27 protein-coding genes are annotated in these 23,489 nt (G+C 45.1%); 23 read left to right on the top strand and 4 right to left on the bottom strand.

The genetic code is table 11. From position 1 onward, the window contains the following. Window positions 1-38 precede the first annotated feature (38 nt). The 3 genes from AXG56_RS05670 to AXG56_RS19100 all read right to left on the bottom strand — a co-directional run bounded on the left by AXG56_RS05670 (window position 39) and on the right by AXG56_RS19100 (window position 1,168). Window positions 39-608 (bottom strand): manganese catalase family protein, encoded by a 570-nt coding sequence (locus tag AXG56_RS05670; RefSeq protein WP_008638626.1) that lies wholly within the window; start codon window positions 606-608, stop codon window positions 39-41. 75 nt (window positions 609-683) lie between these two features. Next, window positions 684-950, bottom strand: coding sequence for a spore coat protein CotJB (locus AXG56_RS05665; RefSeq protein WP_026577340.1), 267 nt, complete (start codon window positions 948-950; stop codon window positions 684-686). Continuing rightward, the gene (locus AXG56_RS19100) at window positions 947-1,168 is read right to left on the bottom strand and encodes a spore coat associated protein CotJA (protein ID WP_008638623.1); all 222 of its coding nucleotides are present in this window, start codon (window positions 1,166-1,168) and stop codon (window positions 947-949) included. Before AXG56_RS19100 ends, AXG56_RS05665 begins: the two co-directional genes overlap by 4 nt. Window positions 1,169-1,316: 148 nt before the next feature. On the opposite strand from AXG56_RS19100, the gene AXG56_RS05660 reads away from it, so the two are divergent. The 6 genes from AXG56_RS05660 (at window position 1,317) to AXG56_RS05635 (ending at window position 7,356) form a co-directional block, all read left to right on the top strand. Further along, window positions 1,317-2,105, top strand: coding sequence for a metallophosphoesterase (locus AXG56_RS05660; protein ID WP_062513527.1), 789 nt, complete (start codon window positions 1,317-1,319; stop codon window positions 2,103-2,105). Between the two features lie 68 nt (window positions 2,106-2,173). Further along, window positions 2,174-3,073: a MerR family transcriptional regulator gene (locus tag AXG56_RS05655; protein ID WP_008638621.1), complete on the top strand. Its 900-nt coding sequence runs from the start codon at window positions 2,174-2,176 to the stop codon at window positions 3,071-3,073. Between the two features lie 134 nt (window positions 3,074-3,207). Continuing rightward, window positions 3,208-3,789: a genetic competence negative regulator gene (locus AXG56_RS05650; protein WP_026577342.1), complete on the top strand. Its 582-nt coding sequence runs from the start codon at window positions 3,208-3,210 to the stop codon at window positions 3,787-3,789. A gap of 127 nt (window positions 3,790-3,916) precedes the next feature. Next, window positions 3,917-4,861 (top strand): D-alanine--D-alanine ligase, encoded by a 945-nt coding sequence (locus tag AXG56_RS05645; protein WP_008638618.1) that lies wholly within the window; start codon window positions 3,917-3,919, stop codon window positions 4,859-4,861. Window positions 4,862-4,990: 129 nt separating this feature from the next. After that, a complete protein-coding gene (locus AXG56_RS05640; RefSeq protein WP_008638617.1) occupies window positions 4,991-6,271 on the top strand; it encodes a Glu/Leu/Phe/Val dehydrogenase in 1,281 nt (426 codons plus the stop codon). 152 nt (window positions 6,272-6,423) lie between these two features. Further along, window positions 6,424-7,356 carry a YpdA family putative bacillithiol disulfide reductase gene (locus tag AXG56_RS05635; RefSeq protein ID WP_062514110.1) on the top strand — a complete coding sequence of 311 codons (933 nt, stop codon included), beginning with the start codon at window positions 6,424-6,426 and terminating at the stop codon, window positions 7,354-7,356. Window positions 7,357-7,386: 30 nt separating this feature from the next. Here AXG56_RS05635 and AXG56_RS05630 read toward each other — a convergent pair whose 3' ends face one another. Then, window positions 7,387-8,355, bottom strand: a complete 969-nt coding sequence (locus tag AXG56_RS05630; RefSeq protein WP_008638611.1) for an asparaginase — start codon at window positions 8,353-8,355, stop codon at window positions 7,387-7,389. 88 nt (window positions 8,356-8,443) lie between these two features. Between AXG56_RS05630 and prsW the strand changes: the two genes are divergently transcribed. The 17 genes from prsW to spoIVA all read left to right on the top strand — a co-directional run bounded on the left by prsW (window position 8,444) and on the right by spoIVA (window position 23,423). Continuing rightward, the gene (prsW, locus tag AXG56_RS05625) at window positions 8,444-9,109 is read left to right on the top strand and encodes a glutamic-type intramembrane protease PrsW (protein WP_062513525.1); all 666 of its coding nucleotides are present in this window, start codon (window positions 8,444-8,446) and stop codon (window positions 9,107-9,109) included. A gap of 102 nt (window positions 9,110-9,211) precedes the next feature. Further along, window positions 9,212-10,048 (top strand): spore cortex-lytic enzyme, encoded by an 837-nt coding sequence (gene sleB, locus AXG56_RS05620; protein ID WP_062513523.1) that lies wholly within the window; start codon window positions 9,212-9,214, stop codon window positions 10,046-10,048. A gap of 11 nt (window positions 10,049-10,059) precedes the next feature. Then, window positions 10,060-11,400, top strand: a complete 1,341-nt coding sequence (gene ypeB, locus AXG56_RS05615; RefSeq protein WP_062513521.1) for a germination protein YpeB — start codon at window positions 10,060-10,062, stop codon at window positions 11,398-11,400. 178 nt (window positions 11,401-11,578) lie between these two features. Then, a complete protein-coding gene (locus tag AXG56_RS05610) occupies window positions 11,579-12,232 on the top strand; it encodes a flagellar brake protein (RefSeq protein WP_008638603.1) in 654 nt (217 codons plus the stop codon). A 143-nt stretch (window positions 12,233-12,375) separates the two neighbouring features. Further along, on the top strand, window positions 12,376-13,056 hold the full coding sequence (gene cmk, locus AXG56_RS05605; RefSeq protein ID WP_008638600.1) for a (d)CMP kinase: 681 nt from the start codon (window positions 12,376-12,378) through the stop codon (window positions 13,054-13,056). Window positions 13,057-13,063: 7 nt separating this feature from the next. Then, window positions 13,064-13,645, top strand: a complete 582-nt coding sequence (locus AXG56_RS05600; RefSeq protein WP_026577346.1) for a 1-acyl-sn-glycerol-3-phosphate acyltransferase — start codon at window positions 13,064-13,066, stop codon at window positions 13,643-13,645. A 102-nt stretch (window positions 13,646-13,747) separates the two neighbouring features. Continuing rightward, window positions 13,748-14,890 carry a 30S ribosomal protein S1 gene (rpsA, locus tag AXG56_RS05595; RefSeq protein ID WP_008638596.1) on the top strand — a complete coding sequence of 381 codons (1,143 nt, stop codon included), beginning with the start codon at window positions 13,748-13,750 and terminating at the stop codon, window positions 14,888-14,890. Between the two features lie 16 nt (window positions 14,891-14,906). Beyond that, entirely contained in the window at window positions 14,907-15,932 is a 1,026-nt protein-coding gene (fni, locus tag AXG56_RS05590; RefSeq protein ID WP_062513519.1) for a type 2 isopentenyl-diphosphate Delta-isomerase, read from the top strand. Window positions 15,933-16,277: 345 nt separating this feature from the next. After that, entirely contained in the window at window positions 16,278-16,610 is a 333-nt protein-coding gene (locus tag AXG56_RS19290) for a hypothetical protein (RefSeq protein WP_152413404.1), read from the top strand. Further along, the gene (locus tag AXG56_RS05580; RefSeq protein WP_008638591.1) at window positions 16,607-17,476 is read left to right on the top strand and encodes a YIEGIA family protein; all 870 of its coding nucleotides are present in this window, start codon (window positions 16,607-16,609) and stop codon (window positions 17,474-17,476) included. The genes AXG56_RS19290 and AXG56_RS05580 overlap by 4 nt, the downstream gene beginning before the upstream one ends. 12 nt (window positions 17,477-17,488) lie before the next feature. After that, the gene (locus tag AXG56_RS05575; protein WP_008638590.1) at window positions 17,489-17,674 is read left to right on the top strand and encodes a hypothetical protein; all 186 of its coding nucleotides are present in this window, start codon (window positions 17,489-17,491) and stop codon (window positions 17,672-17,674) included. Window positions 17,675-17,856: 182 nt separating this feature from the next. Beyond that, a complete protein-coding gene (der, locus tag AXG56_RS05570; RefSeq protein ID WP_008638588.1) occupies window positions 17,857-19,167 on the top strand; it encodes a ribosome biogenesis GTPase Der in 1,311 nt (436 codons plus the stop codon). Between the two features lie 23 nt (window positions 19,168-19,190). Continuing rightward, the gene (locus AXG56_RS05565) at window positions 19,191-20,231 is read left to right on the top strand and encodes an NAD(P)H-dependent glycerol-3-phosphate dehydrogenase (RefSeq protein WP_008638585.1); all 1,041 of its coding nucleotides are present in this window, start codon (window positions 19,191-19,193) and stop codon (window positions 20,229-20,231) included. Between the two features lie 61 nt (window positions 20,232-20,292). Next, on the top strand, window positions 20,293-20,550 hold the full coding sequence (locus AXG56_RS05560; RefSeq protein WP_008638582.1) for a stage VI sporulation protein F: 258 nt from the start codon (window positions 20,293-20,295) through the stop codon (window positions 20,548-20,550). 236 nt (window positions 20,551-20,786) lie between these two features. Next, window positions 20,787-20,984: a DUF2768 domain-containing protein gene (locus tag AXG56_RS05555; protein WP_008638581.1), complete on the top strand. Its 198-nt coding sequence runs from the start codon at window positions 20,787-20,789 to the stop codon at window positions 20,982-20,984. Between the two features lie 13 nt (window positions 20,985-20,997). Next, the gene (locus AXG56_RS05550) at window positions 20,998-21,726 is read left to right on the top strand and encodes a hypothetical protein (RefSeq protein WP_062513517.1); all 729 of its coding nucleotides are present in this window, start codon (window positions 20,998-21,000) and stop codon (window positions 21,724-21,726) included. A gap of 218 nt (window positions 21,727-21,944) precedes the next feature. Beyond that, complete coding sequence (gene spoIVA, locus AXG56_RS05545; protein WP_008638576.1) at window positions 21,945-23,423, top strand: stage IV sporulation protein A; 1,479 nt, start codon at window positions 21,945-21,947, stop codon at window positions 23,421-23,423. The last annotated feature ends 66 nt before the right edge of the window (window positions 23,424-23,489 follow it).

Genomic DNA, 23,489 nt, shown 5'->3' with positions numbered 1-23,489 from the left:
GGTGATCCGGATTTTTTGCTGTGTGACTAAGTCGCTCCTCAAAAAATCTTCTTACGGTCGCGTTCATCCTTCAGTATTTCAACTGCTTCCCGGAACCGTTGAGAGTGAATGATTTCCCTTTCCCTCAGGAACTTCAAGCTGTCATTAAGGCAAGGATCATCAGACATATTAATGATCCACTGATAAGTCGCCCGTGCTTTTTCTTCTGCAGCGATGTCCTCGTATAAGTCAGCAATCGGGTCCCCCTTTGCTGCTATATATGTAGCAGTCCATGGGTTGCCGGACGCATCATTATAATAAAGCGCATGGTCATGATTGGCGTAGTGGGCACCGAGACCGGCTTCCTTCATCTGCTCGGGAGTCGCATCCTTTGTCAATTTATAGACCATAGTTGCAATCATTTCCAAGTGTGCAAATTCCTCCGTTCCGATATCCGTCAGCAGACCGATAACTTTATCCGGGATGGTGTACCGCTGATTTAAGTAACGAAGAGCAGCAGACAATTCCCCGTCGGCGCCTCCATACTGCTCGATCAAATACTTGGCAAGTCTCGGATTACATTCGGAAACTTTCACTGGATATTGGAGTTTTTTTTCGTAATACCACATACCACCACTCCTTTTAGGTTAAGTCGCTGGAAAGGAGAGGGATGACCCACCCACCCTTCCAACTGTGGTTATTCTTCATACCTGCCACGGCCAGGGGCTGTCTTTCCAATTCCAAGGGTATCCGGAGAAGCTGCCGCCGAATTGACGCAGTGGTCCGAAGTGTTGTTCATAAGCGGCTTTTAAATCTCTGCTTTGGACAGCAAGCTGATTGAATTGTTGGATCGCCTGGGTATCGTTCGGATGCGTATCCAGGTAAAGCGTCAGTTCGACGAGGGCGAAATCGACCATTTGAATCTGTTCCATCATTTGGGCACGTGGATCCGTTTGAGGTGCCTGATTCATTGTTTCCCTCCTTGCGGCAGAGGCGTAGGGTAAGGATCGAAGAGAACAGGCCATAAGGTCCCTTTGTACAGTGCCTCCTGCAGAGAGAACTGCGGTAGGTTGGGCGGCTGAAAACCTAAATACAAATTAGGAGGGGTTTGATAACATGCATACCCTCTCGGGGGGCAGGGGTCATTCGGACTGTGGTACGGTTGGTAACATTTAATCGGGGTGTACATTCCACTCATCACATCCTTTACCTCTCATAGATATGTCCAGGGATACTTGTCCTATGAAGATTCATGGAGAAGTTTATAAACCATTTCATGTTATCCTTGAGCGATTTGTGATACGATTAACTTCCATAATTCGAGGAGGGGACCCAAGATGTGGTGGATATTATCTATAGCAGTATTAGGAATGGTCGTCATTCTCCTCTTCATGGTTCACAGTGCCTTTAACGACCGGTTGGAGAGAAAAGAAGTGAAGTTAGCTGCTTATCCATATGAGAAGCCTTTGGAACTCTTATTTCTTTCCGATGTACATAATCGACGAATCCTTGAACGATCTCTTCTAAAGTATCCTCAGCCGGAGCTGATTATTATAGGAGGGGACTTCGTCGATGAGAGAACATCAAGGGAGAAATTAGTCCGGAATGTTCAGACTCTGCAAAAGGCAGGGGCTCCTGTTTATTTCATTCCTGGTAACAACGATCATGAATATCATGGTCAAAAAATCATTGCAGAACTGGCTGCCCTCGGCGTCCAAACATTGTCGAATGAGGATGCAGTCATAAAAATAAATGATGAGAGACGTATTTTGCTGAGAGGACTTGATCCTTATTACCTTGGTACAGGGCCACGCTCGTTTCGACAGAATCCAGGAGACGTGTTCTCTATCCTCTGCATCCACGATCCATATGTGTATCATCGGATGCACGAAGAAAATAAAGCACGCTTTTCCCTCGTCCTCAGCGGACATACCCATGGCGGGCAGGTTCGTCTATTCGGACTTGGTCCATACAAGAGAGGTGGATGGGCAGGTTCGGCAGAACAGATGAACCTGGTCAGTGAAGGATACGGGACCTCCGCTTTACCGTTGAGACTCGGAACGAGAGCGGAGCTGCATTCCATTCAAATTCTTCCTGCTGCGAAGGGTTACAGGGAAAAGATATAGAGAATAGACAAATTTTACACGTTATTCTTCCTTCTTATATAATAGAGAAAAAGGACAGGTGGGGCGAGATGGATACGGCGAGACCTAAATATAATATAAAAGCAGTTTCCCAGCGGCTCGGCATTCAACCGGGTACGCTGCGTGCATGGGAGCGTCGTTATCAAATGATCCGCCCCTCACGGAATGAAGCAGGACACAGGCTGTACACAGAAGAGCATATCAGGATATTAAAATGGCTGATGGAGAAAGTGGATAGAGGTTTTACCATTTCCCAGGCTGTCTCGCTTCTTGAGAGCAATCAGGAAGTAGTGGTGGATACAGATAACAGAGATCATAGCAAACAGTTGGTAAAGCTCGGAGATGATCTGCTTGACGCCCTGCTTTCCTTTAGTGAGAATGATGCACAAAAACATCTCGATCATGCTTTTAGTCTTTTTACTCCGGAAACAGTCGCTATTGATATTATCGGCCCGATCCTCATTAACATTGGGGATTTGTGGGAAGCCAACAAAATAACAAGTGCGCACGAACACTTTGCGAGTCAGTTTATCCGGTCCAGAATCGGCATGATGCTTTTATCTATACCGACGGACAGCATGCTGCCTAAGGCGCTGCTTGTGTGCGGACCAAATGAGCGTCACGAATTAGGGCTGCTTATCTTTGCTTTATTTCTGAAGCGTAAAGGCTATGATGTTGTATTCCTTGGACAAAGTATAGCCGGCGGAGATATTGATATCGTGATTGATGAAATTAAGCCTAAATATATGTTCATGTCCTGTACGCTTAAGAAGAACATACCAATAACCGTCCGCTTGGCGGAATCTCTTCAGAAACAGTACCCTGATCTTGTCATCGGCCTCGGCGGGTATGCTTATGATCGCCTTTCTGAATTGGATAAGAAGCGGATAGAGCCGTTCATTGTTGGGAATTCAAAGAAAGCATGGGAGGTTTGGCTGAAAGATAATTGAACAGAGATATGAATTCTCTGGAGAAAGCGGCCGGCCCTTCCTGCTGTGCCGGATATAATTTGAAAAAAGGTGCCATAATCGGAACGTACATCATAATATATAGATAACACACATTGTGGCAGGGGGGCGATCATGTGCGAGTGGAAAGAATGACGAATGAGAAGTTTAAGATATTTTTGACGTTTGATGATTTAATGGATAGAGGTTTGTCACGTGAAGAGCTGTGGAACGACCTCCCGAGGGTACACAGAATATTTAGTGACATGATGTATGATGCGGGGATCGAGCTCGGTTTGGAACTTACCGGAGTGCTGCTTGTTCAGGTGTACCTATTACAGGCGCAGGGAATGCTTGTGGTCGTGACCAGAACAGAATCCCTGGACTTGGAAGAGGACGAAGATTACTTTGAAATGAAAGTTACATTGGACGAAAGTAAAGAAATGATGTTTTCTTTCGATGATTTCGAGGATGTGATCCAGGCCGGTATACAACTCTATCAGCTGGGCGTGACAGGCGGTAGTGTTTATTATTATAATGAAAATTACTATATGCTGCTTCAGGATGAAGATATTTTACATCTGGATCAGGACCAGGTAATTGCACTGCTGTCAGAGTTTGCGTCTGCTTCTGCAGCTACTTCCCATCGGCTGATGGAATACGGGAAGCTGGTTATGGACGGTCAGGCGTGTGAAACATTATTCATACACTTTTCCTGATTTGTCGGAACGATGCTTATTAAAAGCTTCGTTCTTTTTATTTTTAATAGAAGCAGACACGTTGGACGTGTTAAGATTAAAACGGTATCAAACTATTATTATTGTAGTTGGAAATGGAGTGTAAAGCATGAAGATAGCGGTTTTATATGGTGGAACTTCCGGAGAACGGGAAGTGTCCTTATCGACAGGTAAAGGAATCATTAACGCCCTGAAGAACAAAGGGCACGAAGTGGTTTCCGTGGATTTTTCTCCTGATAGAATAAACGAGGTCCTTGATCTGGATGTAGATCTTGTGTTCATAGGGCTTCACGGACGTTTCGGAGAGGATGGGAAAATTCAGGGCGTGCTCGACATGATGGAACTTCCTTATGTAGGTTCAGGAGTCCTAGCCTCCGCTCTTGCCATGGATAAAGCAAAATCAAAGCAGTTGTTTTCGTTGAACGGACTTCACACAGCGAAGAGTGTGGCGTATGACGTGAGGGATTCAACCCTTTTTCATAAGATTGAAGAGGAGATTAAGAAGGAATTCCAACTTCCTTTCGTCATTAAGCCGAATCAGGAAGGTTCTACCCTTGGGTTGACGATTGTAAAAGAAGAAAAACAGATAAAAGGTGCTATTGAAACGGCTGCAAAGTCAGATACTGATATATTGGTGGAAGATTTCATCAGTGGAAGGGAAGTTACGGTTCCGGTTATCGGAAAGAAAGGGAAGGAACAGGCGCTCCCTGTCATTGAGATTATACCTAAGAATGATTATTATGATTTTGATTCAAAATATAAGCCAGGTGGAAGTGAGCATATTGTTCCTGCCAAAGTGGAAGATGCTTTGACAGAAAAGCTTCAGCAGCATGCGGTTCTTGCACATCAGCTGTTGGGGTGCGATGTCTACTCCCGGGTCGATTTCATTATTAATGAAAGGAATGAGCCGGTAATACTCGAAGTTAATACACTTCCTGGAATGACACCGACGAGCCTTTTCCCTGATTCTGCCCAGGCGGTGGGCTGGAGTTATGATGATCTGATTCAGAAGTTCGTAGACCTTTCCGGAGCCACGGAGAAGAAAAAGGTGTAATCGCTTTCTTTTTATTTGGTTAATTAGGAGAAAAGCTGTATTTCCATCTTTTCTTAACCAGGTGGAAGGTGTATACTAATCACTGAAAGATGAGCCCTAATCGAATGGATGGATATAGGAGGTAAATGGATGGTAGCCGATAAGCCAGCAGATTCTGCAAATGAAACTAATGATAAACTAGACGTGTTGAAGTCCACACAGAAGGTGGTCAAGAAAGCACTTGATAAATTAGGATATCCAAATGAAGTTTACGAATTGATGAAAGAACCTGTACGAATGATGACGGTCCGTATCCCCGTTCGTATGGATAATGATCAGATCAAAATTTTCACAGGCTATCGAGCGCAGCACAATGATGCTGTCGGACCAACGAAAGGCGGAGTCCGTTTTCACCCGAATGTCACCGAAAAAGAAGTGAAAGCCTTATCTATATGGATGAGTCTTAAGGCAGGCATCGTCGACTTGCCATATGGTGGAGGTAAAGGCGGCATCATCTGCGATCCACGTGAAATGTCCTTCCGGGAGCTCGAGGGAGTCAGTCGCGGTTATGTACGTGCCATCAGTCAAATTGTAGGTCCGACAAAAGATATACCTGCACCGGATGTATTTACTAACTCTCAAATCATGGCATGGATGATGGATGAATACAGTCGTATTGACGAATTCAATAATCCAGGGTTCATCACAGGAAAGCCATTGGTGCTAGGCGGTTCACACGGTAGAGAAACCGCAACGGCCAAGGGAGTAACCATCTGTATAGAAGAGGCAGCCAAGAAGAAGGGTATCAGTGTAGAAGGCGCACGCGTAGTCGTTCAGGGCTTTGGTAATGCGGGAAGTTTCCTTGCCAAATTCATGCACGATCGTGGCGCAAAAGTGATTGGTATTTCTGATGCTTATGGCGGATTGCACGATCCGGATGGGCTGGATATTGATTATCTGCTTGACCGCCGGGACAGCTTCGGTACGGTAACGAACCTGTTTAAGAATACCATTACCAATGAACAGCTCCTGGAGCTTGACTGCGACATTCTGGTTCCTGCAGCGATTGAGAATCAGATTACAGAAGATAATGCACATAATGTTAAGGCTTCTATCGTAGTAGAAGCTGCCAATGGCCCTACGACGCTCGATGCTACGAGAATTTTATCTGAACGCGGCATCCTTCTCGTTCCCGATGTCCTTGCATCCTCAGGTGGTGTAACCGTATCCTACTTTGAATGGGTACAGAATAACCAGGGGTATTATTGGACGGAAGAGGAAGTGGAAGAGAAACTCCATAAGGTTATCGTGAAGGCCTTTGACAATGTTTACGGTACAGCCGAGACGAGACGTGTGGATATGAGACTGGCTGCTTATATGGTCGGTGTGCGTAAAATGGCCGAAGCATCAAGGTTCAGAGGATGGATATAGGTTGATTCTAATCGAACAATCTCCTATCATAATATGGTAGGAGATTTTTTATTATGTTAAGTGTTATCAGGTCCAGGTTATTGGAAGAGGAGTGTTTCATTGTGCAACAACCGAATGAAGATGTAATTATAATAGGCGGTGGGCCGTGCGGAATGAGCGCAGCCATCGAATTAAAAAAACATGGAATCGATCCACTAATTATTGAAAAAGGAAATGTCGTTAATTCCATTTATCATTATCCGACGCATCAGACGTTTTTCAGCTCCAGCGAGAAACTGGAGATAGGAAATATTCCGTTCATCAGCGAAAGGCAGAAACCTGTACGTAACGAAGCGCTTGCTTATTACCGCGCCGTTGCAGACAGAGAGGATCTGCGCGTAAACACCTTCGAAAAAGTGTTGACGGTTGAACAGTCAGGCACGGGCTTCGTTGTAAACGCGGAAACAAACACAGGGGAAAACAACGTCTACCAAACGAATAACATCATCGTTGCTACCGGATATTATGATCAGCCGAATTTCATGGGTGTCAAAGGGGAAGAGCTACCTAAAGTCATGCATTATTTCAAGGAAGGACATCCTTATTTCAAGAAAAAGGTCGTTGTCATCGGTGGAAAGAACTCAGCTGCAGATGCAGCGCTTGAACTGGAGAAATGCGGTGCGGAGGTAACAGTCCTTTATAGAGGTGAAGAATATTCAAAAAGTATTAAACCTTGGATTTTACCACAATTTGAAGCCCTTGTAAGGAAAGGGATCGTCGATATGGAATTCTGTGCCGACGTAAAAGAAATCACGGAGGATCAAGTCGTCTATGAGTGCCGCGGGGAAGAGAAACGCATAGCCAACGATTTCATCTTTGCTATGACCGGGTACCGTCCTGATCACGGATTCCTTCAAAGAATGGGCGTGGAGATGGATGAAGAAACAGGGCGTCCGGCCTTCCAAGAAGACACAATGGAGACAAATGTGTCTGGAATATACATTGCAGGTGTTATTGCTGCCGGTTATAACAACAACGAGATTTTTATTGAGAACGGTCGCCACCATGGCGGCCGCATCGCTTCATCCATCATTAATAAGAAATAAAAAAGGAGCCTCAGGGCTCCTTTTTCGATTTCAGCTGAACATGTGCTCAAGCTCTGTCCGGTTATTAGTCAATTCCAATGCAACCATCAGTTTAATTCGGGCTTTCGGTCCGGTCAAACCGTTCGCAAATATGGTACCGAGCTGACGCAGTTCCCTTCCACCGCCTGCATATCCGTATGTATCCTGTACGATACCTTGGTAACACCGGGAAACGAGGACAATCGGGATATCTGCATCCAGTGTCCTGGCAATGGCATCTACCGTTTCGGGTGGAAGGTTTCCTTGGCCGAGCGCTTCGATGACGAGACCATCAGCTCCGCTTTCCTTAACGGCATCAATTAGAGAACCGTCCATACCAGCAAATGCTTTGATCAAGGAGACTTTCTTGTCAATTTTCTGGATCGGATAGGATTCATGTTTGGTCATTTTATGGTGGAAGAAGACAGCTTGTTTGGTGGTGATTCCAATTGGTCCATATTGGGGGCTTTGGAATGTCGCCACATTACTGGTCGATGTCTTTGTAACGTTTCTCGCCGTGTGTATTTCATCATTCATCACGACAAGGACACCTTTGTCCTGTGCTTCGTCACAGCTTGCTACTCTTATCGCACTTAAAAGGTTGTATAAACCATCGGAACCAATTTCATTGCTTGATCGCATTGCGCCGGTCACAACGACAGGCTTTCTCGTCTGCAGGAAAAGGTCCAGAAAAAACGCTGTTTCTTCCAGTGTATCCGTGCCGTGCGTAATCACGATGCCGTCATAATTCTTACGGGCCATCTTTTCATGGATGGACCGGCCGAGTTTCAACATGTGGTCCGGTCGAATGTGGGGGGAGGGAAGGTAAAATAGGATGTCATCCTCAATTTCTACGTGATCTTTAAGCAGCTCGGAAATCTCCTGTAAAGGGTGGTTGGAAGCTGTATTCACTTCTCCTGTTTCTTTATCCTCTTTCATCGAGATTGTCCCACCTGTATGAATGATCAAAATTCTTTTCATAGCACACCAACTTCCATTCAATTATTCCTTTTCCATCTTCTTCATGATACGATGAAATGTAGGTGAAAGAAAGAGAGAGGTTGATAAAATGGCCATACTCACTGCTGCCATATCTCCTGCTGTGGCCATCATGACATTCATATACTTAAGCAAACGGATCGAGTTGGAACCGTTACCGCTGATTTTTCGCATGTTCATTATCGGTGTCATTATGGTGTTCCCTTTGATGTTCATCCAGTATGCCTTTCAAGCAGAAGGGGTGTTTCAAGAGCCTTTTCTAAAGTCCTTCTTCCTTGCGGGTCTGCTTGAGGAATTCTTCAAATGGTTCTTCCTTCTGTTCGTGGCATACAGGCATTCCGACTTCGATCATCATTATGATGGAATCATCTATGGAGTAGCAATCAGTCTGGGGTTTGCAACAATCGAAAACGTCATTTATTTGTTTGCAAACGGAATAGAAATTGCGGTGCTCCGTGCGGTCTTTCCGGTATCCTCCCATGGTCTTTTCGGAATCATGATGGGCTTTTATATGGGAAAAGCCAAATTTGCAGGAGAGTATTCAAACAGATATATGTACATCGCTCTCTTTATTCCAGTTATGCTTCATACCATATATGATTATATCATCACAATCAAGGGAGATTCATGGATGTATTGGATCACCCCGTTCATCGTGATCTTATGGATAATCAGTTTCCGCCATATCCGAGTTGCCAACCAACATCATACTTCGTACCCGGAAATCGATCATTGAGCTGCCCCTGGCAGCTCTTTTTTTATCGCACAGGCTGTGTATAAAGTTCAACATCTGTCAAAAACTACCCCTATAAATTATTGGGACAGGGGTGTGTATGAAATGGTATGGAAGAAAGCAGCGGTCATCATGATTGGAATGACGCTTTTGATGATACCTGTGTACTCAGGAAATCAAGTGGAAGCATTCTCCAATCAAGTGATACAGCAGGGAGCGACAGGGGATGACGTAATTGAACTGCAGTCCCGTCTCCAGTATCTCGGCTTTTATAATGGAGAAATTGACGGAGTGTTCGGTTGGGGTACGTATTGGGCTCTCCGTAATTTTCAGTATGAATTCGGTATGGAAATCGACGGGTTGGCGGGACCTGAAGTAAAAAATAAATTAGTGAAGGCGAGTAATTTTGATGAGGGTTTTGTTAAAGAACAGATCCGCCAGGGAAATAAATTCACCCATTACGGCGGAACGCCTAAGTCTCAACAGACAAAGAAACCAGCAGGAAATGATTCAAACGGTAATCAGGCTCCGGAAAAATCGAAACCTAAAAAAACAGAGCAGACAGCCGTCAACGTTCCAAGCGGATATTCACAGAATGATATTCAACTGATGGCAAACGCAGTGTACGGAGAGGCGCGTGGAGAGCCTTATGTCGGTCAGGTTGCCGTAGCTTCCGTTATATTGAACCGAGTCGAGAGTGCTTCGTTTCCTAACTCTGTGTCCGGTGTTATTTTCGAACCCCGCGCTTTTACTGCGGTCAGTGATGGTCAAATATGGCTGGAACCTAATGACACAGCTAAAGAAGCTGTACTTGATGCCATTAATGGCTGGGACCCTTCTGGAGAAGCGATGTATTATTTCAACCCTAATACAGCGACTTCGAGCTGGATATGGTCCAGACCGCAAATTAAACAAATTGGTAAACACATATTCTGTAAATAGGAGGTGGAAGTATGGTACGTTGGATAACTATTATTGTTTTGAGTATTGTCTTAGTCGGAGTAGGGGTATGGGGATATAAAGAAAACCAGGATAAAAACGCAGTCCTTCTACAGGCGGAAAACAGTTATCAGAGAGCCTTTCATGATCTGACCTATAATATAGACCTACTACATGATAAAATCGGCTCCAGTTTAGCAATGAATTCCAGGGAACAGCTTTCTCCGCAATTAGCAGAAATATGGAAGATTTCGTCGGAGGCTAATACAGACGTAGGACAGCTTCCTTTGACCCTGCTCCCATTCAATAAAACCGAAGAATTTTTATACAATATCGGTGATTTTGCCTATCGGACAGCTGTTCGGGACTTGGAGAAAAAACCGCTCAGCGAAGAGGAAATCGGCAAGTTGGAGCAGCTTCATACACAATCAGGTGAAATTGAAAAAGAGTTGAGAAAAGTCCAGAATGTTGTTTTAAATGATAATTTAAGGTGGATGGACGTTCAACTTGCGTTAGCAACCAATGATGAAGTTGGTGACAATACCATTGTGAACGGGTTCAAGACGGTGGAGAAATCGGTAGAGAGCTACGAAGGAGACACCACGCAGGTCGGCTTCGGGGAAGCGACAAGGGACAAGCCGTTTGCTGATCTTTCAGGAGAAGAAATATCCGAAAAAGAAGCGAGAAACACGGCAAGTAAATGGTTGGAAAAGGTAGACCCTCAAGCGCTGACAGTAACTAAATCCGGAGAGGGGGCAGAAGTACCTACCTACACCGCTTCTTTCCAAAAAGGGGATAAAAACGGGTATATCGATTTAACAGAGAAAGGCGGACATCCGCTGACGATCATGATCAACCGTCCCGTAGGAGAAGCAGAAATCAGCTTGTATGATGCTTCCGAAAAAGCTAAAAAGTACGTGCAAGGATTAGATATTGATGAACTGACTCTTATTGAGAGCAGCCAATACGACAAAATGGGTGTCTTCCGCTTTGTTTATACGCAAGACGACATCCGGTACCATTCCGATGCTATTGTTGTCAAAGTTGCCCTTGATAATGGAGAAGTTCTTGGTATGTCAGCAAGGGATTACTTCAACTACCACACCGATATGGAGGTAAACAAACCGGAAATTACGGTGGAGGAAGCCAGGGATAAGATAAATCCAAACCTTGAAATTCAAGAAGAGCATATGGCGGTTATTGAAAATGATGTAAAAGAACAAGTGCTGACTTACGAATTTCTAACCACTATGGACCAGACGACGTACCGAATTTTCATTAACGCTTCCAACGGAGAGGAAGAAAAAGTGGAGACGTTGAAGAAAGCCGAGATGAAATTCAACCAGGATGTATAAGTTCCATATAAAAAAGGACTGCAGAGATGCAGTCCTTCTTTACATCGCAGAATAATAGTAGTGAAACCCGTTATTCGAATCGGGTTTCAATGGATCTTTATACCTAAATGCTTTCCTTTTTATAATGGTCGTGGGATAATTAGTTAATGCTTAAGACCCATGAAACGGAGGGCAATCCATGAATCCTTTACACATTGGTATTCCGCTTTCCCTTGAAACGGAAAACAACGGTGGAGAAACATTCAAATGCAAAATAGTGGACGTAGAAGAAGCCTTCGTCTGTATTGACTACCCCATCCACTCTGTAACTGGAAGACCTGGTTTTTTCCTGGAGGGAGCCGTGTTTAAGGTAAGCTTTGTCGACAACCAACAAGCCGTGTATTCATTCGAAGCAACAGTAGTCGGGAGGGAAAAAAGAACGATCCCGGTCATTCTTTTGGAACTGCCGGATAAACAGGAGTGGAAAAGAGTACAACGTAGACAGTATGTCCGCGTCCCTGCGAACGTTGATATAGCGGTGGAGGTGGATGGTGTCCCGTTTACGACGGTTACGCATGATATCAGCGGGGGAGGCGTTCTTATAGTGAAACCCTCCACTAAAATATTTCCTAGTGACAGTCCTGTAGAGATGACTATCGTGCTGCCGATGAAGTCGGGATCCTATCATTACGTCCGTGCTGTGGGTGAATTGGTAAGGGAAATAGAGGGTACGGATCAACGCCCGGAAAGGGCTTCATTGGAATTTTCGGATATTGAAGAACAGGATCGTCAGACGATCATCCGTTATTGTTTTGAACAACAGATGAAACTTCGTACAGATAAGAGAGTTTGATGGAGAATTCATGGATTTTTTTACAACCGTTATGTTATTCTTTTAATTGTAAATAAATCGAATGAACGCTTACTCAACTGGAGAAAGACGCACGGTCCTTGTGCGTTTTTTATTGTAGTATGGTAGATGGAGGATATGGATGTATGAACACTATGACAATTGCGATTGACGGACCGGCCGCAGCCGGCAAAAGCACAGTAGCGAAAAAGGTGGCGGAAGAGCTGTCCTTTATTTATGTGGACACGGGTGCCATGTACCGTGCCCTTACATGGAAAGCGTTAAAGCACAAGGTATCCCTTGAGGATGAGGAAGCTTTGACCGCGCTTCTGAAAGAAACGGAACTGAATCTTATTCAGAGCCCGGATGGACAAAGGGTCATCCTTGATGGCAAAGATGTTTCCGATGATATTCGTACCGACGAAGTCACCAATCAGGTGTCTATCGCTGCAAAACATCGTCTTGTTCGAGAAGAGATGGTAAGAAGACAGCAGGAGCTTGTCAAAGATAGAGGGGTCGTCATGGATGGCCGTGATATCGGTACCCACGTACTTCCTCAAGCGGAAGTAAAAGTATTTATGATTGCTTCGGTCGAAGAACGTGCAGAACGCCGTCATAAGGAAAACCTGAAAAAAGGATTCCAATCCGATCTTCAGCAGTTGAAAGAGGATATTAGAAAACGTGATGAGATCGACTCCAACCGGGAAATCGCCCCTCTGGTGAAAGCAGCGGACGCTGTCGAGGTGGACACGACATCCATGGATATCGAAGAGGTTGTGAGCCGTATCCTTGATATAGTCAAAGAGAAAGCGGCTAAGGGGGAATGAGGCAGTGATGGATCTTTATAAAGTAGGTAAGGCTGTCTGCAGTGCCATTTTTTATCCGATGTTTCGGATTAAAGTCATTGGTAAGGAAAATATACCTGCTGACGGTCCTGTCATCATCAGTGCCAATCACATTTCCAATTACGACCCTCCCGTAGTTGGGATTACAAGCAGCAGGAACATTTACTTTATGGCTAAAGAAGAATTGTTTGAAAAACGTTTCATTGGGGGAATATTGAAAAGAGTCCATGCTTTCCCTATTAAGCGCGGCATGCGGGACCGGAACGCTTTGAGAAAAGGTCTTGATATTCTTAAAGAGGGCAATGCACTCGGTCTGTTTCCTGAAGGTACAAGGCAGAAAAACGGTGAAATCGGTCAGGGGCTTGCCGGGGCAGGCTTCTTCGCGCTTCGATCAGAGGCGGCCATTGTGCCCTGTGCCATCATCGGTCCATACCGGAAATTTAAGCCTCTGAAAGTTGTTTATGGTAAGCCGATCGATATGACAGAATATCGGGAAAAGAAAGCTTCTGCCCAGGTCGTTACGGATCGAATTATGGAAGAAATCAGACAATTGCATAAAATTCATCAATGATGAGGCGTAATCACTTGACAAAATGCTCTAAATATTAGAAGTTAGACAAAAGGGCATTTCTGTATTTTTGGTTGTGTCGGAAATTGAAGGAGGTAGCTTGGTATGGATGAAATGAATCAGGAAGTATCAGGAATGAAAGAATTCTCTGCAGGGGACATCGTGACTGGTAAAGTCGTGAAAATTGAAGATAAGCAAGTCCTCGTAGATGTTGGATATAAAGTCGAGGGTATTGTACCTATCAGTGAACTATCCAGCCTTCATGTAGAAAAAGCTTCAGATGCTGTCAGCGAAGGAGACGAGCTGACTTTGCAGGTTAAGAAAGTGGAAGATGATGAAATCGTCCTTTCGAAGCGAGCTGTGGATGCCGATAAAGCATGGCAGGATCTGGAAGCCAAATTCGAAAGCGGAGAGATTTTTGAAGCGGAAGTCAAAGACGTCGTTAAAGGCGGACTTGTCGTGGATATCGGTCTCCGTGGATTTATTCCGGCTTCATTGGTTGAAACGTATTACGTTGAAGATTTTGAAGACTACAAAGGAAGAACATTATCTTTGAAAGTCGTGGAATTGGATCGTGAACAAAACCGTGTCATCCTCTCCCACCGTGCTGTAGTTGAAGAAGAAGAATCCGTTAAGAAACAAGAGGTCCTTCAGTCACTCGAAGAAGGTCAAGTGATCGAGGGTACTGTTCAAAGGCTTACAGATTTTGGTGCCTTTGTTAATCTTGGAGGGATCGACGGGCTTGTACATATTTCACAGCTCTCCCACCAACATGTAGAGAAGGCTTCTGATGTTGTGGAAGAAGGACAAGCTGTGAAAGTGAAAGTCCTCTCAGTCGACCGCGATAATGAAAGGATTTCTCTATCTTTGAAAGCTACACAGCCGGGACCTTGGCACGATATCCAATCCAAAGTTAGTTCCGGGGATGTATTGGAGGGCACTGTCCGACGTCTCGTTAGTTTCGGAGCGTTTGTGGAAGTGTTCCCTGGAGTGGAAGGTCTCGTCCATATTTCTCAAATTTCCAACCGTCATATCGGGACACCTGATGAAGTCCTTGATGAAGGACAGCAGGTCGAAGTGAAAGTTCTTGACGTTGACGAAAATGCAAAACGTCTCTCCCTTAGCATGAAAGAGCTTGAGCGTGATGAAGAACGCGCCGATATTCAACAGTATGAGAAAGAGGACGATAACTCCGGCTTCTCTCTGAGTGATATGATCGGTGATAAACTAGATAAATATAAGAAGTAATGAAGCAGGTGAGGATATGAGTAGATCGGAAAGAAAAATCGACCATATCCGCCACGCCTTGGGGCATGAACGGGAATTTCACAATCATTTCGATGATGTACAGATCGTTCATCAAAGTCTGGCTGAGCTGGACTTTCATCAAATAAGCATAGCTTCACAAGTGGGGGAACTTAATTTAAGTTCCCCTCTTTTTGTCAATGCGATGACAGGCGGCGGTGGTCGGGAAACGGAACGCATTAATAGGGAATTGGCTGTCGTAGCTAAGCAGGCCGGAATCAGCATGGCTGTAGGTTCGCAAATGTCTGCCTTGAAAAACCCCGAAGAACGCCGGACGTATGAAGTGGTTCGAGAAGAAAACCCGGAAGGAATTCTCTTTGCTAATGTCGGAAGTGAAGCGACTCCCGATCAGGCAGTGGAGGCCGTCCGTATGCTCGGAGCAAATGCACTTCAAATTCATATTAACACCCTACAGGAATTAATCATGCCCGAAGGAGACCGCGACTTCACTAAGCGTTCTGTGAACATTAAACGAATCCTGGAGCGTTCACCTGTTCCTGTTATTGTGAAAGAAGTAGGGTATGGTATGTCCAAAGAAACGGTGGACAAACTTTATGACATGGGAGTGCGGTACATCGATGTCGGCGGAAGAGGTGGAACGAATTTCTCTAAAGTAGAGAACATGCGCAGAGAACGGCCGTTTGCTTCCTTCAATAACTGGGGCATTCCCACACCTTCTTCCATCCTCGAAAATGCGGCCCGATACAGTGATCTTCATCTGTTTGCATCAGGCGGTATCAGAAACGGACTTGACGGTTCGAAGGCCTTGGTTCTCGGCGCCCAAGCTTTCGGTATGGCAGGAGCTCTCTTGAAAGTTCTAGTCGAAGAAGGGCCGGATAATCTCCTATTAGCTGTCGACCATATTCATCAAGAAGTGAAAATGGCAATGATGCTTTTAAACTGCACGAAAACGCAGGAACTGAAGGGGAAACCATACGTTTTGTACGGTCAAACAAAAGATTGGTACGATCAAAGAAACCCATGACAATGTCATGGGTTTTTTTGTTATGGCTGATGTTTAAACTGATAAATTTTGTTCCATAATAAAGGGGATAAAGGGGGGATCCATATGCCGGCAACGTTTTATTGGATAACCTGGATGGTTGTAATTATCGCATGTTTTTTTGCGAATACGTACATCAGACCAAGGCTGTACATTTTTTTGTGCCTTTCTATGTGTCTCTACAATGTTCCTTTTATACAGGAAACGGATTATATTTTTGTCCAAACCGGCTTTTTTTTGCTGTTTGGAATATATTTTTGGAATCGGACAAGACGTAAGAAGTGGGAGCATGCTTGGCTGCTCCTATCAAGCATTGGTTATTCGGCCGTGTGGATCATTCATATCATACACCCGGTTTGGGCGGTGTTTCCGGGGATATCCCTGCTTTTGGCGGGAGTGGTCTTCAGTCTGCGTCTTGTTATACGGGATTTAGAAGGGCGTATAGGATTGTGGATTTTTATGAATGCAGGAGGATCGCTCCTCAGTTACTATGTCTTCTCTCTTTACACAGAAGAAGGATTGGTGGAAAGCGGAAATATGATGACGCTGACGATGAAGGGGTTATTCATCCTATTTATCATCTACGGCGTGGAGCGTATGAAACAATCGATTAACAAAAAGAAACGCAGCCTGCGAAAGAAAGGATCTGCATTTGTATGAACGAATTTACATATCCCATCCTTTTTGGGATCATCGTCGGTACCGCTCTTCGTGTTTTTATGTTGCGAACGGATTATAGACAGTACCCAACCTATCTTCATGGAAAAATCATTCATTTGTCGTTAGGCTTCATCGCCGCTTCTCTTGGTACGATAGCGGTACCTTCCATAATGGAGAAAGAATTTACTGCTGTGACATTTCTCACTCTTGCCGCCTCTCAGTTTCGGGAAGTGCGTAATATGGAGAGAAATACTCTATCTGAAATGGATTCCTATGAACTTGTACCGAGGGGGAATACTTATATTGAAGGGATAGCCGTTGCGTTTGAAAGCAGAAACTACCTGGTTATCTTCTCGTCTTTCCTCGTTACGCTAGGATACCTCGCTTTTAATGTTTGGGTCGCGATAGGTGCGGCGGTGGTGGTTTTCATCCTGTCGAGTGTGTTGATGAGCGGATCCCAGTTGTCTGATATCGTCACTGTTGAACAGGCAGAGGTGTCCTTTGACGGTGCCGGTTTATATGTAGACAACATTTATATCATGAACATCGGACTCAAAGAGCGTCAAAGAGAGATATTAAAATACGGAATGGGTTTTATTCTTACTCCAAAATCATTTAACTTCCGGTCGACGATTGCGAACCTCGGCCAGCGTCAGGCGATTTTACATGACGTTTCCGTGTCGCTGGGGGTTTTCCGCGATTCCGGTACGCCTGCGCTTGTACCGTTGATTAAGAGAGACTTAAATGATGGAAGGATCGGTGTCTTCATCCTTCCTCAGGAGCAGGACCCGGTAAGGGCGAAAGAAATTATTTCAGCCGTACCGGTACTTGAGAATGCGATACAAATGCCGACGAAGCGGAGATAGGGAGTGTTTCTCATGAAAATAGAGAAAGCGATATTGGCAGCTGTTACCACATCCGAAGATAAAGTGCAGGGAAGTGCTGCCGTATTCAAATGCGAGACAAAAGAAGAGATGGAAGCGGTCGCTGCCAACCTGGAAGCAATTCTTGACGGAATTGCTCATGCACTGAGTGATCATCTCTATATTATTGTCAAACATTAAGGGTTGGATAAAGAATTGTTTCTTTTCACAAAGTTTGCTAAGATAATAAAGTTAATGGCATCCTGCTGTTCTTCGGAAGATGGGCTGTTACACCATCCCGTTGAAGAACGGCATTTTTTGCTTTTTACTACTGAGTACACATGAAATAATTGAAAAAGAAATAGAGAAAGGATGATCCTTTCATGAGAAAATCAGTAATTGCGATCGTCGGCCGCCCGAATGTCGGGAAGTCGACCATCTTCAACCGATTGGTAGGAGAAAGAATATCTATTGTAGAAGATACGCCCGGTGTAACGAGGGACCGTATCTATGCAGAAGCCGAGTGGCTTACTACACGCTTTAACGTCATTGATACAGGAGGAATTGAACTTGGGGACGAGCCTCTCCTCGTTCAAATGCGTGCCCAGGCCCAGGTGGCCATCGATGAAGCGGACGTGATCGTCTTCATGGTGAACGGACGTGACGGCATTACAGGTGCGGATGAAGAAGTGGCGAAGCTCCTTTTTAAATCCAATAAACCGGTCGTGCTGGCTGTTAATAAAGTAGACAACCCCGAGATGCGTGAAAACATCTACGAATTTTATTCCCTCGGTTTTGGAGAGCCATTCCCGATTTCAGGGACACACGGCCTTGGACTCGGAGACATGCTCGATGAAGTCGTCAGCCATTTCCCAGAGAAAGTGATGGAAGAGGTGGACGATGAAACAATCCGCTTCAGCTTGATCGGCCGTCCGAATGTCGGGAAGTCTTCTCTTGTTAACAGCCTTCTTGGTCAGGAGCGGGTTATCGTCAGTAATATAGCAGGAACGACCCGCGATGCTATTGACACGCCTTTTACCAAAGATGACCAGGATTTTGTTATCATTGATACAGCAGGTATGAGAAAGCGTGGAAAAGTTTACGAATCAACAGAACGCTACAGTATCATGCGCGCCTTGAAAGCAATCGAACGATCCGATGTCGTCCTTACACTGATTGATGCGGATACTGGTATTCATGAACAAGATAAGAAAATTGCCGGTTATGCGCACGAAGCCGGAAAAGCTGTCGTCATTGTTGTCAATAAGTGGGACACTGTAGAGACAGAAGAGAAAACGATGAAGGAATTCGAGGATAAAGTGCGGGATCAATTCCGTTTCCTCGACTATGCGCCGATTGTATTCTTATCCGCTAAAACGAAAAAGCGGATTCATACGCTTCTGCCGAAGGTGCTGGAAGCGAGCGAAAATCATTCGAAGCGTGTTCAGACGAATATCCTGAACGAAGTCATCGTGGATGCGCTGGCGATGAATCCTACACCTTCTGTGAAAGGGCAGAAACTTAAGATCTTCTATGCTGCTCAAGTATCCGTCAAGCCGCCGACGTTCGTCGTTTTCGTGAACGATCCGGAATTGATGCACTTCACATACGAGCGCTTTCTCGAGAATAGAATTCGTGATGCGTTCGGATTCGAAGGTACTCCAATTAAAATTTATGCAAGGAAACGTAGCTAATCGTCCATAAGGAGGCAGGTATGATGGAAAAAGTTGCAGTATTGGGAGCAGGAAGCTGGGGGACAGCCCTGGCTCTTGTTCTGGCAGATAACGACCTGGATGTTCATATCTGGGCCCACAGGAAAGAGCTCGCTGATGAAATCAACGAATCCCATACGAACAACAGATACCTGGAAGGAGTAGAACTTCCGGATACAATCACAGCCAGCGACCGTTTACAGGATGTCGTGAAAGGTGCCGGACACATTGTGTTAGTCGTGCCGACAAAAGCGATGAGGGACGTGTGCCGTCAATTGAAAGATGTGATGGAACCGGGAGCCGTACTCACGCATGCTTCCAAAGGGATAGAACCGGATACGTACAAGCGTGTTTCAGAAGTGATCAAGGAAGTGATTCCTGCACACTTATATGAAGATGTCGTAGTCCTGTCAGGTCCAAGCCATGCCGAAGAAGTAAGCTTGAGACAACCGACAACGGTTACCGTTTCGGGTGAGAAGTTGGAAATTGCCGAAAAGGTACAGGATTTATTTATTAATAAGCAGTTCCGTGTCTATACATCACCTGACCTTGTTGGTGTCGAGCTTGGAGGTGCTTTGAAGAACATCATAGCCCTTGGAGCAGGTATTTCCGATGGACTCGGTTATGGGGATAATGCTAAAGCAGCTCTCATCACCCGGGGCCTGGCCGAAATAGCCCGGCTTGGTACATCCATGGGAGCGAACCCGCTGACCTTTTCCGGATTGACCGGTGTCGGTGATTTGATCGTCACATGTACAAGTTCTCACAGCAGAAACTGGCGTGCAGGTTATAAGCTCGGCAAAGGGTATGCGCTTGAAGAAGTGCTTGAGCAGATGGGCATGGTCGTAGAAGGAGTCCGCACAACGAAAGCGGCCTATCAGCTGGCGCTTGACCAAAAGGTGGACATGCCGATCACGACTGGAATTCATCAAGTGCTCTTTGAAGATGCTGCTCCGGGAGACGTCGTTGACCAATTGATGACGAGGATCCGCCGCCACGAGATGGAAGACTTAACGAATATTCTTGATGATAAGATGAATCACTGACACATCCCCGCCCCCGTGCATATAATACACAGAACCTAATGCACGAGGAGGTCAAGGATAGATGAGTGATTTTCAGAAGAATATTTTCGACCATTTAAAGAAGAAGGCAAACATCGACCCGGAAGATGTGTTTAAAGTTGCAAATTCTGTGCAAAATGCGGACTTCAGTGATGAGAAGACCGTCCGTCGCCTCGTACGACAGTTGGCGAAGGTCGCGAACAAGAACATCTCCAAGCAGAAAGAAGATAAGATTGTAGAAGCGATCACGAAGCAGAATATGCCTCTCGATATGAACACGTTAGGGAAATTTATGAAATAATTACGAACCCGTGGGCGCCTGAGGAGGCGGTCCTTCGATCGTATGCATAAGATAACACGCAGCAATCATTACACATGAGCTGGTTAGGGAATTATTTAGTCACCCGGAGCGGATAAACCGCTCCGGTTTTTTTTAGGAATGAAGATGTTTGGAAGCGCTACCTGTAAGGATGTAGGAGAAGTGTCCTGATTATGGTATAATACCAAAAGTTACAATTGTCGCTAGGAGGCGCGCCTATGTCTTTATCCATGTTAAAAATGTACATATCATTCGGTGGGATTATTTCCCTATTCCTTGCCGTGGGTTTGATTTATTTGAGCCGACATAAATTAAAGGGTGTAGTATCCGTCATCGTTGCCATATTCGCATACTTTTTTATGATCCTTGGCGGACTGATCATCTTCTATATTGTTCTGAGCGGGCCGACGGCGTGAAGGAGGGGCTGTAATGAAACAGAAAGCTATTGGTGCACTATCCGTTTTGGTTCTGCTTGTCCTTTCCGGTTGTCTTTATCCGGAATCCCGTTTAGAGAAGAACAAAATTCCGAACGATGCCCAGTTGCAAATGGTCCAGACGGCAGTGGACAGCTTTCAGGAGCAAAGCAGCGGTCTTCTCCCGATTAAAACAAAAGATCAGGAAACACCGGTCTTTCAGAAATATCCGATTGAGTTCCAGAAGCTGAAGGAACGGAATCTGATCGGAGAACTTCCGGGGACGTCTTTTGAGAATGGGGGGCATTATCAGTACGTGCTGATTCATCCGGAGACGGATCCTACGGTGAAGGTGCTTGACCTCAGGACAACGGAAACCGTACGTTCCGTTCAGGTGAAGGTGACGTTCTATCAGGAAAGTCACCGGTATCCTCCTTTTGGTGATTTTGTGGCCAAAGGAGTATATGAGATCGATCATGAGAAACTCGGTTTAAAGGAGCCGCCGAGTGTGGACAGCCCCTATTCGGAACATACACTTCCTCTTTATATAGATGAGCAGGGGAAGGTGTTTATAGACTATCGTAAAGACATATACAGCTTCATGCGGGACGAAGGAGCGGATTATAAGCCGGGCGATGACATTCGTTACCTTCTTACAGACCACGCTCCTTTCGTGCCCGCCTACTCCAAACCATATACCGTTGAAGACGGTGAACCTGTCTTCATGAATGAACAGCCGTCATAAATTCTTACCGCTTCCTGCATAAGGGAGCGGTTTTTTCATATGATTAAACGAAATCATCCTTAATGATATGTAACGGTCCGACGAAGTTATCAATCTATGATTTACCAAACGCTTCTCATTTTACTTCTCGAATTTGTGCATATTACGGTAGGGCGACGTCATAGAATTAGATTGTCTAGGCTTGTATGATGGTGAAATTTTATTTGGGAGGGGATCCTTTGGAAAAGGTTGATATCTTCAGTGATATTTCCAAACGGACGAATGGAGACATTTATTTAGGGGTCGTTGGGGCAGTGCGTACGGGTAAATCAACATTTATAAAGAAATTCATGGAGCTTGTAGTGCTTCCGAATATGGAAGATGAAGCGGAGCGTGAACGCGCTTTGGATGAGCTTCCGCAAAGTGCTGCAGGGAAAACGATTATGACTACAGAGCCGAAGTTCGTACCAAATCAGGCGGCAACGATTAATATCGATGACCACCTTGATATTCGTGTCCGTATGGTCGACTGTGTCGGCTATGCTGTGAACGGTGCAATCGGTTATGAAGATGAACATGGACCACGTATGATCCACACGCCATGGTATGAAGAAGCCATTCCTTTCCATGAAGCTGCGGAAATTGGGACGCAGAAGGTTATACAGGAGCATTCAACCATCGGAATTGTTGTGACCACGGATGGGACCATCGGTGAGATCAGCAGGCAGGATTACGTAGAAGCAGAAGAAAAAATTGTCGATGAACTAAGAGAAGTAGGCAAACCGTTTATCATGGTCGTCAACTCGGCGCAGCCTCATCATCCGAACACGGAGAAGCTGAGGGCAAACCTTTCTGAGAAATATGATATTCCTGTTCTTGCATTATCTGTAGAGAGTATGAGGGAACAGGATGTCCAAAGCGTCCTTCGTGAAGCGTTATTTGAGTTTCCTGTGCTTGAAGTAAATGTAAACCTTCCAAGCTGGGTCATGGTACTGGACAATAGGCACTGGCTGAGAAACAACCTTCAGGAAGCGATTGAAGAGACGGTTAAAGATATTAAGCGACTCCGTGATGTCGATACCGTCGTAGGTAACTTCGATCAGTATGAATATATTACAGGAGCACATATATCCGGTATGGATCTTGGAGAAGGAGTCGCAGAAATCGACCTTCAGGCCCCGGAACAGTTATACGATCAGGTGCTGAAGGAAATAGTCGGAGAGGAAATCCGCGGGAAAGATCATCTCCTTGAGATCATGCAGGACTTTTCTCATGCGAAGAGAGAGTATGACCAGGTCGCGGATGCTCTACAGATGGTCAAACAGACAGGCTATGGCATCGCTGCGCCAACCTTGGAGGATATGAGGCTTGATGAGCCTGAAATCATCCGTCAAGGATCAAGGTTCGGCGTTCGTCTCAAAGCAGTCGCTCCGTCGATTCATATGGTTAAAGTTGATGTCCAGTCCGAATTTTCCCCGATTATCGGAACCGAAAAACAAAGCGAAGAACTTGTAAGGTATTTAATGCAGGATTTCGAAGAGGACCCGCTTTCGATTTGGAATTCAGATATTTTCGGTCGTTCCCTGAGCTCTATTGTGAGGGAAGGTATTCAGGCTAAGCTCGCATTGATGCCTGAAAATGCAAGATATAAACTGCAGGAAACGCTGGAAAGAATCATTAATGAAGGCTCCGGCGGCATGATAGCGATCATACTTTAACGGCTCCGATGGGGCCGTTTTTAATTTTTTTTCGGAAAAAAATCTTTGATAGGAAGGAGTTTCTTC

The sequence above is a fragment of the Halobacillus sp. KGW1 genome, from assembly GCF_001592845.1.
Taxonomy (GTDB): Bacteria; Bacillota; Bacilli; order Bacillales; family Halobacillaceae; genus Halobacillus.
Note: the sequence above shows the minus strand (reverse complement) of the source record. Positions and strands in the feature narration are given on the sequence as shown.